Source organism: Arhodomonas sp. KWT, assembly GCF_010993615.1.
Genome location: NZ_WNXE01000002.1, coordinates 30796 through 46698, shown reverse-complemented (window position 1 = coordinate 46698; position 15903 = coordinate 30796). Strand labels below are relative to the sequence as shown.

The 15903-nt window shown below is 71.5% G+C and carries 14 protein-coding genes and 1 other RNA gene; 1 reads left to right on the top strand and 14 read right to left on the bottom strand.

Annotated elements, in window-relative coordinates; genetic code table 11:
- The 14 genes from G7A99_RS25060 to rsmI all read right to left on the bottom strand — a co-directional run.
- A partial coding sequence (locus G7A99_RS25060) for an FAD-binding protein (RefSeq protein ID WP_240466052.1) occupies positions 1 to 422 on the bottom strand: 422 nt, incomplete at its 3' end.
- Positions 419 to 1867: a UDP-N-acetylmuramate--L-alanine ligase gene (murC, locus tag G7A99_RS01195; RefSeq protein ID WP_018717663.1), complete on the bottom strand. Its 1449-nt coding sequence runs from the start codon at positions 1865 to 1867 to the stop codon at positions 419 to 421. The genes murC and G7A99_RS25060, both read right to left, overlap by 4 nt.
- Positions 1864 to 2940: an undecaprenyldiphospho-muramoylpentapeptide beta-N-acetylglucosaminyltransferase gene (gene murG / locus G7A99_RS01190; protein ID WP_163138680.1), complete on the bottom strand. Its 1077-nt coding sequence runs from the start codon at positions 2938 to 2940 to the stop codon at positions 1864 to 1866. The genes murC and murG overlap by 4 nt, the downstream gene beginning before the upstream one ends.
- Positions 2937 to 4127, bottom strand: a complete 1191-nt coding sequence (ftsW, locus tag G7A99_RS01185) for a putative lipid II flippase FtsW (protein ID WP_018717661.1) — start codon at positions 4125 to 4127, stop codon at positions 2937 to 2939. The genes murG and ftsW overlap by 4 nt, the downstream gene beginning before the upstream one ends.
- Positions 4120 to 5463 carry a UDP-N-acetylmuramoyl-L-alanine--D-glutamate ligase gene (gene murD, locus G7A99_RS01180; protein WP_018717660.1) on the bottom strand — a complete coding sequence of 448 codons (1344 nt, stop codon included), beginning with the start codon at positions 5461 to 5463 and terminating at the stop codon, positions 4120 to 4122. The genes ftsW and murD overlap by 8 nt, the downstream gene beginning before the upstream one ends.
- Entirely contained in the window at positions 5463 to 6545 is a 1083-nt protein-coding gene (gene mraY, locus G7A99_RS01175) for a phospho-N-acetylmuramoyl-pentapeptide-transferase (protein ID WP_026321001.1), read from the bottom strand. The genes murD and mraY overlap by 1 nt, the downstream gene beginning before the upstream one ends.
- A gap of 2 nt (positions 6546 to 6547) precedes the next feature.
- Positions 6548 to 7903: a UDP-N-acetylmuramoyl-tripeptide--D-alanyl-D-alanine ligase gene (gene murF / locus G7A99_RS01170; protein ID WP_018717658.1), complete on the bottom strand. Its 1356-nt coding sequence runs from the start codon at positions 7901 to 7903 to the stop codon at positions 6548 to 6550.
- Entirely contained in the window at positions 7891 to 9390 is a 1500-nt protein-coding gene (locus tag G7A99_RS01165) for a UDP-N-acetylmuramoyl-L-alanyl-D-glutamate--2,6-diaminopimelate ligase (protein WP_163138679.1), read from the bottom strand. Before G7A99_RS01165 ends, murF begins: the two co-directional genes overlap by 13 nt.
- Positions 9383 to 11119, bottom strand: a complete 1737-nt coding sequence (locus G7A99_RS01160; protein WP_018717656.1) for a penicillin-binding protein 2 — start codon at positions 11117 to 11119, stop codon at positions 9383 to 9385. Before G7A99_RS01160 ends, G7A99_RS01165 begins: the two co-directional genes overlap by 8 nt.
- Positions 11116 to 11385 carry a cell division protein FtsL gene (gene ftsL / locus G7A99_RS01155; RefSeq protein ID WP_240466051.1) on the bottom strand — a complete coding sequence of 90 codons (270 nt, stop codon included), beginning with the start codon at positions 11383 to 11385 and terminating at the stop codon, positions 11116 to 11118. The genes G7A99_RS01160 and ftsL overlap by 4 nt, the downstream gene beginning before the upstream one ends.
- A 20-nt stretch (positions 11386 to 11405) precedes the next feature.
- The gene (gene rsmH / locus G7A99_RS01150; protein WP_018717654.1) at positions 11406 to 12359 is read right to left on the bottom strand and encodes a 16S rRNA (cytosine(1402)-N(4))-methyltransferase RsmH; all 954 of its coding nucleotides are present in this window, start codon (positions 12357 to 12359) and stop codon (positions 11406 to 11408) included.
- The gene (mraZ, locus tag G7A99_RS01145; protein ID WP_018717653.1) at positions 12356 to 12808 is read right to left on the bottom strand and encodes a division/cell wall cluster transcriptional repressor MraZ; all 453 of its coding nucleotides are present in this window, start codon (positions 12806 to 12808) and stop codon (positions 12356 to 12358) included. Before mraZ ends, rsmH begins: the two co-directional genes overlap by 4 nt.
- Positions 12809 to 13136: 328 nt before the next feature.
- Positions 13137 to 13487, bottom strand: an RNA gene (gene rnpB, locus G7A99_RS01140) — RNase P RNA component class A.
- A 20-nt stretch (positions 13488 to 13507) separates the two neighbouring features.
- Positions 13508 to 14419 (bottom strand): 16S rRNA (cytidine(1402)-2'-O)-methyltransferase, encoded by a 912-nt coding sequence (gene rsmI, locus G7A99_RS01135; RefSeq protein WP_018717652.1) that lies wholly within the window; start codon positions 14417 to 14419, stop codon positions 13508 to 13510.
- 59 nt (positions 14420 to 14478) lie between these two features.
- On the opposite strand from rsmI, the gene G7A99_RS01130 reads away from it, so the two are divergent.
- A partial coding sequence (locus G7A99_RS01130; protein ID WP_163138678.1) for a penicillin-binding protein activator occupies positions 14479 to 15903 on the top strand: 1425 nt, incomplete at its 3' end.

Here is a 15903-nt window from a genome sequence, read left to right as displayed (position 1 = left end):
ACGTGGGCCCAGGTCTCGCCGCCCCACGCCCCGGCATTCATGGTCAGCGCGCCACCGAGCATCCCCGGGATGCCCGCAAAGAACTCCGCACCCACCAGCCCTGCCCGCCCGCAGGCCCGGGCGAGCTTGGCACAGGGCACCCCGGCCCCGGCCGTTACCTCGCCGGAGGCCTCCACATCCAGCCCCGCCAGCCCGCGGCCGGCCTGGATGACGACACCCGGCAGCCCACCGTCGCGGACCAGCAGGTTGCTGCCGAGCCCCACCCAGTGCACCGGCGTGTCCGCCGGCAGCGCGGCGAGGAAACGGCACAGGTCGTCCGCATCCGCCGGGCGGTAGAGCCGCTCCGCCGGCCCCCCGACCCGCCACGAGGTATGCCGGGCCATGGGCTCGTCGTGCAGGAGCTGGCCGGCCGTGCGGGTCATGCGCGCTCCTCCCCGTCACCGAACCGGGCGACCAGCGCCGGCGCGACGCCGCCGATGCTGCCCGCACCCAGGGTGATCAGCAGGTCGCCGTCCCGGACCACGTCCGGGACCAGCGCACCCAGCTCCTCGACATCCGCGGCGAACACCGGGTTCACCTGGCCCCGGGCACGCACGGCCCGGCACAGCGAGGCGCCGTCGACACCGGGCAGCGGCGCCTCGCCGGCGGCGTAGACCTCGCTGATCAGCAGCGCGTCCGCCTCCGAGAGCGCCCGCGCGAACTCGTCGAACAGCTCCTGGGTACGGCTGTAGCGGTGCGGCTGGAACGCCACCACCAGTCGCCGCCCGGGCCAGCCCTCACGCACCGCGTGGATCACCGCGGCGATCTCCCGCGGGTGATGGGCATAGTCGTCCACCAGCAGCGCGCGGCCGCCGGGCAGCGCCAGCTCACCGTAGACCTGGAAACGCCGGCCGATGCCCTGGAAGTGCGCCAGCGCCCGCTGCATCGCCTCCTGCGGGATCTCCAGCTCGGCGGCGATGGCGATCGCCGCCAGCGCGTTCTGGGCGTTATGCCGGCCGGGCAGGTTGAGCGTAACCTCGAAGGGCTCGCCGTCCTCCACGGTGACCGTGAAGCGCGTGGCGATGCCGTCCTGACGGATATCGGTGGCGCGCACGTCGGCGTCCTCGGCGAAGCCGTAGGTCCGTACCGGGCAGGTCACCCGGTCCACGAGCTCGCGCACCTGCGGGTCGTCGATGCACATCACCGCCAGTCCGTAGAAGGGCAGGTGGTGCAGGAACTCCAGGAACGTCCCGCGCAGGCGCTGGAAATCGCCCTCGTAGGTGCCGAGATGGTCGGCGTCGACATTGGTCACCGCCGCGATCATCGGCTTGAGGTAGAGGAACGAGGCGTCGCTCTCGTCCGCCTCCGCCACCAGGTAGCGCCCGGCGCCGAGACGGGCGTGACTGGCCGCGCTGTTGAGCCGGCCACCGATGACGAAGGTCGGGTCCTGGCCACCCTCGGCGAGGATGCTCGCCACCAGGCTGGTGGTCGTGGTCTTGCCGTGGGTGCCGGCAACCGCGATCCCGAAGCGGAAACGCATCAGCTCGGCGAGCATCTCCGCGCGGGGCACCACCGGCAGCCGACGGCGCCGCGCCGCCTGCACCTCCGGGTTGTCCTCGCCCACCGCGGAGCTGATCACCACCGCGTCCGCGGCGGCGACGTGACCGGCGTCGTGACCGATGTAGACCGTCACCCCGAGACCGGCCAGCCGGCGCGTGATCGCATTCTCGCGCAGATCCGAGCCGGTGACCGTATAGCCGAGGTTGCACAGCACCTCGGCGATGCCGCCCATACCGGCGCCACCGATACCCACGAAATGCAGGTGTCGCACCCGGCCCATCGCGCCCGGCGCGTTCGGGTCCATGGCACCCTGCGGCATATCGCTCATGCCCCTACCTCCAGACAGACATCCGCCACCGCGCGCGCCGCATCCGGCCGGCCCTTCTCCCGGGCCCGGACGGCCATGGCGCGAAGACGATCGCGGTCGCCAAGCAGTTCCGAGAGCACCCGCTCCAGCGCCCCCCGCGCGAGCTCCGGCTCGCGCAGCATGAAGGCCGCCCCCGCGTCCACCAGGAACGCCGCATTCGCCGCCTGGTGGTCGTCCACCGCGTACGGATACGGCACCAGCACCGCCGCGCAGCCCGCCGCAGCGAGCTCCGCGACCGTGAGCGCACCGGCGCGGCAGATCACCAGGTCCGCCCAGGCGTAGGCGGCGGCCATGTCCTCGATGAACGGCATGACCTCGGCGTCCACTTCCGCCTGCTCGTAGGCCTGGCGGGCGACCGCGAGGGTGCGTTCGCCGGCCTGGTGCCGGACCTCAGGGCGCACCCCGCCCGGCAGGCCCGCAAGCACGCGGGGCACGGTCTCGTTGAGGGCCCGGGCACCGAGGCTGCCGCCGAGCACCAGCACCCGCACCGGTCCCTCGCGGCCGGCGAGACGCTCCTGCGGCGGCGCCACCGCGGCGACCGCGGCGCGTACCGGGTTGCCCACGAAGCGCGCAGCCGGCGCCCCCGGGAACGGACGGTCGAAACCGGTGAGCACCTGCGCCGCCATCCGGGCGAGGCGCTGGTTGGTCATGCCGGCGACGGCGTTCTGCTCATGGATGATCAGCGGCCGGCGCAGGAGCCAGGCGGCGATCGCCCCCGGCCCGCTGGCATAGCCGCCCATGCCGAGTACCGCGCGCGGCGAGCGCCGCCGCACCGCGGCGAGCGCCTGGAGCAGCGCCCGCAGGAGCATCCATGGCGCGGTCAGCGTGTCCCGCAGGCCGCGGCCGCGCAGCGCGCGCACGGTCACCGGCTCGAAGGGGATGCCAGCATTGCCGGCCACCCGCGCCTCCAGCCCGTGGGGCGTGCCCATCCACACCACCGGAACATCCGCCTCGCGCAAGGCCTCCGCCACCGCCAGGGCCGGGAACACGTGGCCGCCGGTACCGCCGGCGGTGATGATCACGGGCGCCGTCATGCCGCGACCCTCCCCGGCTCGTCCGTGGCCGCGGCCGCCGCGGCCCGACGCTCCCAGTCGACCCGGAGCACGAGCCCCACAGCGGCGAGGGTGACGACCAGGCTGCTCCCGCCATAGCTCATCAGCGGCAGGGTCAGGCCCTTGGTCGGCAGCAGGCCGAGGTTCACGCCCATGTTGATGAACGCCTGCGCCCCCAGCCAGAAGCCGACGCCCCAGCATACGTACGCGCCGAACGGCCGGCCCTCGTTGAACGCAGCCACGCCGATGCGCAGGATGCGCCAGACCATGAACGTGAACAGCGCCACCACCGCCGTCACGCCGAGGACGCCGAGCTCCTCGGCGAGCACGGAGAAGAGGAAGTCCGTGTGCGCCTCGGGCAGATAGAACAGCTTCTGCACGCTGTTGCCGAGCCCCACCCCGAACCAGCCGCCGCGGCCCACCGCGATGAGCGCCTGGGTGAGCTGGAAACCGCTGTCGAACGGGTCCGCCCAGGGGTTGAGAAAGCCGGTCAGTCGCTCCCAGCGGTACGGCGAGCTGACGATCAGCCCGGCCGCGGCAATGACGCCCAGGGCGGCCAGCAGCAGCATGCGGGACAGCGGCGCCCCGCCCAGGAACAGCACCACCGCACCGGTGGCGAGGATCACCGCGGCGCCGCCGAAATCCGGCTCCATGAGCAGCAGGCCCGCCACCAGCGCCAGGATCGCCACCGGCACCAGGAATCCGCTGAAGCGTGTGCGCAGTGCCTCGCCCCGGCGTACCACATAGCCGGCGAGATAGATCAGCACCCCGAGCTTGGCGACTTCGGAGACCTGCAGGTTGACCACACCGAGGGGCAGCCAGCGCACCGCGCCGTTGACCTCGCGGCCGACCCCGGGCAGCAGCACGACGACCAGCAGCAGCAGGCTCACGCCGAGCAGCCCCGGTCCGGCCGCCTCCAGGTCGGTGGTGCGGACCAGCATCAGCCCGAGGGTGACGACGATCACCCCCATGACGGTAAAGAACCCCTGGCGATAGAACAGCGAGAGGGCGGCCCCGGTCTCGCGCTCGGCCACGGCCATGGATGCCGAGGCGACCATGACCAGACCGAAAACCAGCAGCACCCCCACCGTCGCCACCAGCGGCCAGTCCAGCGCGGCCGGGATATCCCGCCCCTGCGGCGTGAATCGGGCCAGGGCGCGCTCAATCATGGCTCAGCCCCTCCACGCACGCCTGGAACGCACGTCCGCGCTCGGCATAGTCCGTGAACATGTCCTGGCTGGCGCACGCCGGGCTCAGGACCACCGCGTCCCCGGGACGGCTCAGTGCCGCCGCCCGGTGCACGGCCCCGTCCATATCCACCGCGGTCTCCACGGGGCAGACATCCGCCAGCACCGCCGCGATCGCCGCCGCATCGGTGCCGATGAGCACCGCAGCGCGAACCCGGCCGCGCAGGGCCGCCGCCAGCGGTGCGAAATCCTGGTCCTTCCCCTGACCGCCGGCGATGAGCACCAGCGGCTGCGCGATCCCGGAGACGGCGGAGACCGTGGCACCGACATTGGTGCCCTTGGAATCGTCGTAGTAGTCACGACCGGCCACGTGGGCGATGTGCGCCATGCGGTGCGGCAGCCCGCGGTAACGCGACAGGGCGCGGGCCATCGCCGCCCAGGCCAGGCCGATGGCGTCACCCAGCGCCAGCGCGGCCAGGGCGTTGGCACGGTTGTGCGTGCCCGGCAGCGCCAGCGCCTCCACCGGTGCGCACGGGCTGTGGCCGCGGGTGAAACGGCCGTCGGCAATCCCCCAGTCACAGCCCTGCGGCCGCCCCGTGGTAAAGCCCACGGAGTGCGGACCGTGGGCCATGGCGGCGACCACCCGATCGTCGCGGTTGATCACGGCGGTCGCCGCGCGCTCGTAGATCCGCGCCTTGGTGGCCGCGTAGTCGCCCAGCCCGTCGTAGCGGTCCATGTGATCGGCGCTGACGTTGAGTACCACCGATGCCGCCGGCGCCAGGCTGGTGACGGTCTCGAGCTGGAAACTGGAGAGCTCGAGGACGTAATAGTTCGGGACCGGACGCTCGAGCAGTGCCAGCGCCGCAGGCCCCAGGTTTCCGCCCGCCGCGGCATTCAGCCCCGCCTCCTGGATCATCGCGGCGACGAGCGTGGTTACCGTGCTCTTGCCGTTGGAACCGGTGACAGCGATCACCGGGGCCTCGGCCGCGCGGGCGAACAGCTCGATCTCGCCGATCACCTCCACGCCGGCGGCCCGGGCAGCGGCGATCGCCGGCACCCTGGGATCGACCCCGGGGCTCAGGACCACGGTGTCGCCCCCCCGCAGCAGCGCGGCATCGAGGTCACCGACGGCCTGGATGATCTCCGGGTGCTCGTCACGCAGCCGGGCCGCATACGGCGGCTCGGCACGTGTATCCGTTACCGCCACCCGCCAGCCCTGGCGCCGGAGATGGCGCGCACAGGCGTAGCCGGTCTCGCCGAGGCCGACCACCGTCGCGCGGCGCGCGTTCTCCGGGTTGTGGTCCTTTATTGCCATCATCAGCGCAGCTTCAGTGTTGCCAGACCGATGAGCACGAGCACGACCGTGATGATCCAGAACCGCACGATGACCCGCGGCTCCGGCCAGCCCTTGAGCTCGAAGTGGTGATGCAACGGCGCCATGCGGAAGATCCTCCGCCCGGTAAGCCGGTACGAGGCCACCTGCAGCATCACCGAGACCGTCTCGACGACGAACACGCCGCCCATGATGAACAGCACCAGCTCCTGGCGGACGACCACCGCGATGGTGCCCAGGGCCGCCCCCAGCGCAAGCGCGCCGACGTCGCCCATGAACACCTGCGCCGGGTACGTGTTGAACCAGAGAAAGCCCAGCCCCGCCCCCACCAGGGCACCGCAGAACACCACGACCTCGCCGACGCCGTGGATGAACGGGATGCCGAGGTAGGTGGCGAAGTTGGCATGGCCGGTGGCGTAGGCGAAAACGCCCAGTGCGCCGCCCACGAGCACGCTGGGCAGGATCGCGAGGCCGTCGAGGCCATCGGTGAGGTTGACCGCATTGGAGCTGCCCACGATCACGAAATACGCCAGCGGCAGAAACAGCCAGCCCAGCGGCAGCACGACGCTCTTGAAGAAGGGCACGATCAGCGAGGTCTCCACCGGCGTCTGCGCGCTGGTGAACAGCACCAGCGCGGCCACCAGGCCGACCGCGGACTGCGCCAGGTACTTCGCCCGGGCGGACAGGCCGTGGCTGCTGCCGCGGGTGAGCTTGAGCCAGTCGTCGGCGCCGCCGATGACGCCGAACGCCAGGGTGACCAGCAGTACCATCCACACGAAGCGGTTGGTGAGGTCGCTCCACAGCACCGTGGCCACGGCGATCCCCACCAGGATCAGCGCACCGCCCATGGTGGGTGTGCCTGCCTTGGAGAGATGGGTCTGGGGGCCGTCCTCGCGGACGTACTGCCCGATCTGGTAACGCACCAGACGGCGGATCAGGACCGGGCCGACGAGCAGCGCAATACCGAGCGCGGTGAGCGTGCCGAGGATGGCCCTGAACGTGAGGTACTGGAACACGTTGAAGCCGCTGTAGAAGCCCTCGAGCCAGTTCGCCAGTGCCAGCAGCATGGTCACGCCCCCCCTGCGATGCCGTAGCGCTGCCTCAGCGCCTCGCAGACGCGCTCCATCGCCGCGGAGCGCGACCCCTTCACGAGCACACGCACGCCGGCGCGCCAGTCGCGGGCCATGGTGTCGACCAGCGCAGCGACGTCATCGAAGGACCCGCCGCCCTCGCCGAACGCCGCCGCGGCCTCCGCGGCCAGCGGCCCGAGGGCGAACACCCGCTCGATACCCGCCCGGCGCATGGCTTCGCCGGCCTCGGCGTGCAGCCGCCCGGCCGACTCGCCGAGCTCGCCCATGTCGCCGAGCACCACCCAGGCCGGCGGTGTCTGCGCGAGCACCTCGACCGCGGCGCCCAGCGACCGGGGGTTGGCGTTGTAGCTGTCGTCAATGAGGATCACACCGCCCTGCAGGACCTCCTCGCTCCAGCGCCCCGGCACCGACGCCATGCGCTCGAGCCCCGGCACGATCCAGGCCGGCGAGGCGCCGGCGGCGAGCGCGGTCGCGGCCGCCGCCGCCGCGTTGAGCCGGTTGTGCGCACCGGGCAGCGGCAGGCGCACCCGCAGGTGCTCGCCGCCGGGCAGGACCAGGATCGTGGTGCCGTCCGCCTCCGCGGTGGCACGAATGTCAGCATCCCCTCGAGTTCCGAACATCACGCTGCGTCGTCCGTCCGCCAGTTGCCGCCAAAGCGGCGCATAATCGTCGTCGGCATTGATCACCGCAACCCCGTCACGCGCGATCCCGGCAAACAGTTCACCCTTTGCCCGGGCCACGCCGGCGATGTCTCCGAACCCCGACAGGTGCGCCGGCCCGGCATTGGTCACCACCCCCACGTCCGGCGCGGCGAGCGCCGCCAGCCGGGCGATGTCCCCGGGGGCATTGGCCCCCATCTCGATCACCGCGTAGCGGTGCCCGGCGTTGAGCCGGCACAGCGTCAGCGGCACGCCCAGGTCGTTGTTGAGGTTGCCGCGGGTGGCGAGCGTCTCCGCCCCCTGCGAGAGGATCGCGGCGATCATCTCCTTGACCGTGGTCTTGCCGTTGGAGCCGGTCACACCGATCACGGTCGCCGGCGCCTGGGCCCGCACCCGGGCACCGAGGCGCGCCAGCGTGGCGGCCGGATCCTCGACCACCCACTGCGGCAGCGGGTCGTCCACCACCCGGGCCACCAGCGCGGCGGCGGCGCCCGCGGCCCGGGCAGAAGCGATGAAATCGTGGCCGTCGACGTGGCGCCCCGGCAGCGCCACGAACAGCGTGCCCTCGCCGGCGATGCGGGAATCGATGACCACGCCGGTGACGATGGCGTCGGCGCCGCGGTGGCGCCCCTCACCGAGGGCCACCACGAGCTGCGAGAGCTTCACCGGCTCCATGGGCCCTCCCCGGCGGCCAGCGCCGCCTCGACCGCCTCGCGGTCGCTGAAGGCACGTACCTCATCACCCACGATCTGGTAGGCCTCGTGCCCCTTGCCGGCCACCAGCACGACGTCGCCGGCGTGTGCACCGGCCACCGCCGTGCGGATGGCCTCGCCACGGTCCGGGATGGCCCGGGCCGCGTCCGGGGCCGGCAAACCGGCACGGATCGCGTCTATGATCGACTCCGGGGGCTCGCCCCGGGGATTGTCGCTGGTGAGGATCACGTGGTCGGCGAGACCGGCTGCCGCCCGGCCCATCGGCGCACGCTTGCCGGTATCCCGGTCACCGCCGCAGCCGAACACGCACCACAGCGCCCCCGCGCAGTGCTGCCGGGAGGCGGCGAGGGCGGCCTCCAGCGCCGCGGGGGTGTGGGCGTAGTCGACGATGACCAGCGGCCGGTCACCGCCGCCGAGCGCCTGCATGCGGCCCGGGACCGGCCGGCAGGCGGCGAGCGTCGCAGCGATCGATCCGGCAGGTTCGCCCAGGGCCAGCAGCACCCCGGCCGTGGCCAGGAGATTGGCGACGTTGAACAGCCCGAAGACCGGGACCGCCACGTCGACGGCATCGCCGTCGATATCCAGGGTGAACGCCAGCCCCTCGTCACCGGCATGCACCCCGCGGGCCCGGATTCGGGCGCCAGGCGCATCAGCGAGGCTGTAACCGATCACCGCCGCCCCGGTACGCGCCGCCATATCCCGGCCGAAGGCATCGTCGAGGTTGAGCACGGCGGCCGCCGGCTCCGTGTCCAGGAACAGCCGCGCCTTGGCAGCGGCATAGGCCGCGTCGCTGCCGTGATAGTCGAGATGGTCACGGCTCAGATTGGTGAGCACCGCCACCTCGAAATCGAGGCCCTGCGTACGGTCCTGGTCAAGGGCATGGGAGGAGACCTCCATGGCGACCCCCTCGACCCCGTCGTCGACGAGCGCGGCGAGGCGGCGCTGCAGACCCACCACATCCGGCGTGGTATGGCGCGTCTCCCGCAGTGCACCAGGCCGGCCCCAGCCGAGCGTGCCGATGCTCGCCCAGGGGTGACCGGCCCGGTCCAGGGCAGCGGCGACAAACTGGGTGGTGGAGGTCTTGCCGTCGGTACCGGTCACTCCCACCAGGCGCAACCGCCGACCGGGCCCGCCAAAGAACCGCGCCGCGAGCATGCCGATACTCCCGCCGAGTCCGGGCACCGCGATCGCGGCCACCCCGGCCCGTTCGCAGCGCTCCAGCACGGCGTAGGCGTCCGGCGCGCCCTCCGGGTCCCACAGCACCGCCGCGGGCTTGCGCGCCAGCGCGTCCTCCAGGTGCGCGAGGCCATGCCCGCCGGCGCCCCGCACCGCGAGGAACACGCCGCCTTCAGCCACCTCGCGGCTATCCAGGGCGAGGTCAGTCAGCGCGAGCGCCGGGGCGTCGATCCCCAGGGGCGCGAGCAGTCCGTCCAGGCGCCGCTCAGTCATGGCCGCGCCCTCCCGCGATCATCAGCGGCCCGAGGCCGCCGTCCTCGTCCGGCGGAATGTTGTACAGCCGCAGCGCCTGGGACATGACCTCGCGGAACACCGGAGCGGAGACGGTACCACCGTAGTAGCTGTCGCCCTTGGGCTCGCGCACCACCACGACGCACACGAAGCGTGGATCGCTCGCCGGGACGATGCCGGCGAACAGCGCGAGGTAGTCGTCGTCGGAATAGCCTCCGGCCACCGCCTGCTTGGAGGTGCCGGTCTTGCCCGCAACCCGGTAGCCGCTGATGTCGGCGCGCTCGGCGGTACCCTCGGGCGTGACCACCCCCTCGAGCATGTGCAGGACGCTGTCCGCGGTCTTCTCGCTCATCACCCGCTTCGCCGGCTCCTGGGAGCCGCCGCGCAGGAACGAGATCATCGGCATCCGCCCGTCGTTGGCGAAGGCCGTGTAGGCGTGGGCGATCTGCAGCGGCGTCGCCGACAGGCCGTAACCGAAGGCAAGCGTCGCCCGCTCGAAATGGCTGTCCGGTGGCACCGGTGCGAGGTGGCCCCCGGCCTCGCCGGGATAGCCGCTGGCGGTGGAACGCCCGAAACCGGCGGCGTCGACCATCCGCCAGATGCGGCCGCGCTCAAGCGACAGGGCAATCTTGGTGACACCAACGTTGCTGGATTTCTGGAGGACCGTGGCGACGTCGATGGCGCCATAGTTGTGGACGTCCTGCACCGTGTTGCCGCCCACCATCATCCAGCCGGGATCGGCATTGATGGGCGTGCCCGGCTCGAACTTGCCCGTCTCCAGCGCGGCGGCGACGGCGAACGGCTTCATCGTGGAGCCCGGTTCCACCACGTCGGTGACCGCACGATTGCGGTAGAGGGGCCCACGCAGCTGGCTGCGGTCGTTGGGGTTGAAGCCCGGCTGACTGGCCATGGCGAGCACTTCGCCGCTGCGCGCATCGAGCACCACGATCGAGCCGCTCCTGGCCTGGAAGCGCTGCACTGTCGACTTCAGAGAGCGGTAGGCGATGTACTGCAGGCGGCGGTCCAGACTCAGGGCCAGGTCCTTGCCGGGCTCGGGCTCACGCAGCTGCTCGATGTCCTCGATCACGCGCCCGAGGCGGTCACGCATGACCCGCTTGGCTCCGGACTGACCCGACAGCCAGGAATCGTACGCCCGCTCCAGGCCGGTCTGGCCGCGGTCGTCGATGTCGGTGAAACCGAGCACGTGACCGCTGACCTCGCCGGTGGGGTAAAAACGCTGGTACTCGCGCCGCAGCGAGACCCCCGGGATGCGCAGATCCATGACCTGCTCGCCGAGCGCCGGCGGAATGTGCCGGCGGATGTAGACGAACTCGCGGCCACGCTGCGCCTCCGCCTCCAGGCGCCGGCGCAGCTTCGCGGGATCGAGGCCGAGTGGCCTGGCGAGCTCGTCGAGGCGGTCCACGGCAGGCAACAGCGCGGAGGGATCGGCCCAGACCGAATCCACCGGCGAGCTGATCGCCAACGGCTCGCCGAAGCGGTCGGTGATCATGCCGCGGTGCGCCGGCACGGTATTCACACGCACATGGCGGGCATGCCCCTGCCCCTCGAGGAAGGCACGCTCGACCACCTGGATCTCCACCGCCCGCGCCACCAGCACGAAGGCGAGCAGACCCAGCACACCGGCGACGGCTACGAGCCGCCAGCGCCCGGAGCCGCGTGTGCTGTCTGTCCTGTGCGGCGTACCGCTCAATGCGTTGCCTCCCCGGCCACGCGCGTCGCGCGGATAATGACGATGTCGTCGCGCTCCGGCATCCGCATGCCGAGGCGTTCGCGGGCGATGCGCTCGATACGCCCGTGAGTCGCCACGGTGCCCTGTTCGATGCGCAGCCGACCCCATTCGACGTTCAGCGTGTCGCGCTCGCGCTGCAGCTCCTGCAGCGCCACGAACGCCTTGCGGCTCTCGTGGGTGCTGTACACCACCGCCACCGCGCTCGCGGCCACCGCCAGGATCAGCACACCGATCGCCCAGCCCGACCTCACGGCAAGCGCTCCGCACAACGCATCACCGCGCTGCGTGCGCGGCGGTTGTCACCGAGCTCGGCCTCGTCGGCACGGACCGCCCGGCCGATGCGGCGCAGCCACGGCTCGAGCTCCGGCGGCGCCTGGGCGACCCCCGGGGGGAGCTCGCCCACCCGGCTGGCGTCGCGGATGAAACGCTTGACCCGCCGATCCTCCAGCGAATGGAAACTGATCACCACCAGCCGGCCTCCCGGGGCCAGGAGCCGGCGGACGGCAGCCAAGCCAGCATCCAGGGCACCGAGCTCGTCGTTGACCGCGATACGCAGAGCCTGGAATGTGCGTGTCGCCGGGTGCTTGTGGCGTTCATGGCGCGGCACCGCCGCCCCCACCAGCTCGGCGAAGGCGGCGGTGCGCGCCGGCAGCGTCCCCGCGTCGCGATGGCGCACGATCGTCGCGGCGATACGCCGGGCGAAACGCTCCTCGCCGTACTCGCGCAGCACGCGAACGATCTCGCGTTCCGGCGCCTCCATCAGCCACTCCCGGGCGGTCGGCCCGGCCCCGGTGTTCATTCGCATGTCCAGCGGGCCGTCGTGCTGGAAACTGAACCCCCGCTCCGGCTCATCGAGCTGGGGCGAGGACACCCCGAGGTCCAGCAGCAGACCGTCCACCGCGCCCCCCAGACCCTCCTCGTCGGCAAGCTCGGCAAGCCGCGCGAACGAGGTGTGGCGGATCCGGCAGCGCGGGTCGTCACCGAAGCGGGTGCGCGCGGCCTCGATCGCGGCCGGGTCCTGGTCCAGCAGCCACAGCCGCCCCCCCGGGCCAAGTCGCGCGAGCAGCTCGGCACTGTGCCCGCCGCGCCCGAAGGTCGCGTCGATATAGGTGCCGTCCCCCCGCACCGCCATCGCCTCGACGGCGGCGTCCCGCAACACCGGGCGGTGTGCGTCGTCACGGGGGGTTGCCTCGGCGGTCACAGCGACAGGGCCTCCAGTTCCTCGGGCAGATCCTCCTCCTCGGAGGCCTCGGCGAGCCATTCGTCACGACGGCGCAGCCATTCATCCTCGTCCCAGAGCTCGAACTTGTTGCCCTGGCCGATCAGCACGGTCCGCTTATCGAGCCCGGCGAACTCGCGCAGCGGCGGCGGCACCAGGATTCGGCCGTTGCCGTCCAGCTGACAGTCCGTGGCATGGCCGATGAGCAGCCGCTGCAGCCGGCGTGCGGTGCGGTTGAGCGCGGGGAGCTCCACAAGCTTGCGTTCGATGGTCTCCCACTCGGGCATCGGGTAGACGAGCAGACAGTGATCGCGGTCCACGGTCAGTACCAGCTCACCGTCACAAAGGGACTGCAGCCGCTCGCGGTAACGGCTGGGGAACGCCATCCGGCCCTTCGCATCAAGATTGATATGGGCGACACCGCGAAACACTCGCTACCCCTTTTCGGCCCGGGAGTTCCATTTCCCACCACTTTCTCCCACTTAGCGACACACTATAGGCACCCCCTATCGCACCGTCAAGGAGCGACGCGCGCGTTTTTCCCTTCCACTCAGGAACTTACGAAAGAAGCCACAGGGCGCACGACAGACGGTCGGGAAGCACCGAAAACCGGCGCTGAAACATGCCACTAGGAACGAAAAGGAGAGTCGACACTAAAGTGTTCGACGGAGTGCCGCGGAATAGCAGGAAAAAGAAGGCCACGACCGCAACGCCGATACCTCCGGGGACACCCCGGAAGCACCGTCATGCGGGGGAAAAGTGGGGAGCCGGCCTGTAAGCCGGGTTCTGTCGGGGACGATCATTCCTCTGGGATGTGCGTCACCGCACACCTCAAGCGACCTACCCGGGAGCCGTGCGGGCCACACGTACGCCCCCCTATTTGGTCTTGCTCCGGGTGGGGTTTACCGTGCCGCGGCATGTTGCCACCCGCGCGGTGCGCTCTTACCGCACCTTTTCACCCTTACCTGTGCCCCGCACGGGGCCATCGGCGGTGTATTTTCTGTGGCACTTTCCGTCGGCTCACGCCGCCCAGGCGTTACCTGGCACCCTGCCCTGTGGAGCCCGGACTTTCCTCCACGTCGAAGACGCAGCGACCATCCGGCCGACTCCCCGGCGCAAGGATACCAGATTCACCCGTCCTCCCGGGCGAGGCGCCGATAGAATGTATTGGCACTCCCACCGGTAAGCCGGGCGAGCAGCCGTGCCGCCCGGCGCGGCGGCATCTCCCCCGCGAGTTCATCGATCAGCGCATCCACCGTCACGGTGTCCGCAACGGCCTGAGCCTCGACACCGCGGACCATGAGCACGAACTCGCCACGCCGCTGGTTCGCGTCCGCCGCGACCCACGCGGCCAGCTCATCCAGGGTGGCGAGCCGGACCGTCTCGAAGCGCTTGGTGAGCTCCCGCGCCAGGCAGGCCTCCCTGTCGCCGCCGAACGACGCCGCCATCGCCTCCAGCGACGCCGCGATACGGTGGCCGGACTCCAGCATCACCACGGTGCGCGCCTCCGCGGCCAAAGCCTGGAGGCGCCGGGCACGCTGCTGCGCCTTCGCCGGCAGGAACCCCTCGTAGACGAAACGGTCACTGGGCAGACCGGCGACCGACAGCGCCGCAATCACACTGCACGCCCCCGGCACCGGCGTGACCGCGTAGCCCTGGTGACGCAGCTCGCGCACCAGGCGGTAACCCGGGTCGCTGATCAGCGGGGTGCCGGCATCGCTGACCAACGCCACGTCCTCGCCCGCGGCCAGGGCCGCGACCACCCGTTCCACCCGGACGGCCTCGTTGTGCTCGTGGAGGCTGAGCAGCGGACGGCGTATACCAAGATGACTGAGCAGCGCGGCGGTATGACGGGTATCCTCGGCGGCGATACGTCCCACCCCACCGAGAACCGCTACCGCACGGGCGCTGATGTCCTCGAGGTTGCCGATGGGCGTGGCGACGACGAACAGCCGTCCGGGGTTATTTGACACGCTGATTCCACCCTGCGGATACTCATACAGGCGACCGGCGGCGGCCGCCGCCAGGCGCAGTCTAACCATTGCGCCGGCACGGGGCGAGGGATCCGTGCCGCGCGGCACAACCCCAGGACACCCGCACAATGCCCCGGACCACCCCGAGCAGGCTACTGATCGCCGCCGTCCTTGCCGTGCTGCTCCATGGCTGCGCCACCACCCCGACACCGGGGCCGCCGACACCGGCGCCGTCGCCCGCACTCACCGAGGCCGCGCGGCTCGCCGGCGACGGTCGGATGGACGCGGCGGCGGCACGGCTCGAGCAGGCCGCCGGCGAGGCGTCGTCACCGGCACGGGCGAACGCACTGCGCCTGCAGGCGGCCATTCTCTATGCGCGCGCGGGCGACGACGCCACCGCATCCACTCTTCGCGACGATGTGGGCGACGCTGACGCCGGCGAGGCCGGCGCGGGCCTGCGGCTGCTGCTGCGCATGCGCCTGGACGGCGAGACGCTCGCCCCCGCCACGGTGATCCGCCGGCTCACGCCGGTACCGGACGGCCTCGCTCCGCCGGTAGCCGCGGCCTGGCTGGATCAGCGCGCCGAGGCCCGGCGTGCGGGCGGCGAGCCGCTCGCCGCCGCCCGGGATCTCATTCGCGCGCAGGTGCTCTCCGGGCGCACCGACGGTGCCCGCTCGGAACGCATCTGGTCCATACTCCAGCAGATTCCGCCGGACCGCCTCGAGCAGGCGGCAGGCCGCGCGGACAGCGGCGCAGAGGCCGGCTGGTTGTCACTCGCCAACCGTGTGCGTGACGCCGGGGACGACACCGATGCGGTGGCATCCGCGGTATCGTCATGGCATTCACTTTACCCGGATCATCCGGCATCGGACTTCGCCGACCAGCTGGTCGAGCGGCGGCGGGCGGCCCTCGCCCCGCCGAAACGCATCGCGCTGCTGCTGCCGCTGTCCGGCGACCTCGCGGAGGTCGGCAAGGCGATCCGGGACGGCTTCCTGACCGCTTACTACGCCGCGGGGGACGAACGCCCCGCCCTCGACATCCTCGACACCAAAGGCAGCGTCGCCGGCGCCGTCGCCGCCTACCAGCATGCCGGCAACGCCGACATGGTGGTCGGTCCGCTTACCAAGGCCGGCGTGCGCGCGGTGAGCTCGCGCCGCAACGACGACCGACAGGTCCTCACCCTCAATACCGTCGACGGCGAGTCGTCGCCGGAGGGCGTATACCACTTCGGCCTCTCGCCGGAGGACGACGCCCGTACCGCCGCACGCGCCGCCTGGGCCAGCGGCAAGGACCGCGCGGTGGTGCTCGTGCCCACGGGGGAATGGGGATCGCGCGTGGCCGGCGCCTATACCGAGGCGTTCGAGGACCTGGGCGGAAAGATCCTGGAGACTGCCCGTTACCCCGAGGACGAATCGGACTACAGCACGACCCTCCGTCAACTCTTCAACCTCGATGTCAGCGAGCGCCGCTACCGTGAGCTACGCCGGCTGCTGCGGCGGGACATCGAGTTCTCGCCGCGCCGCCGCCAGGATATGCAGGCGGTGTTCATAGGT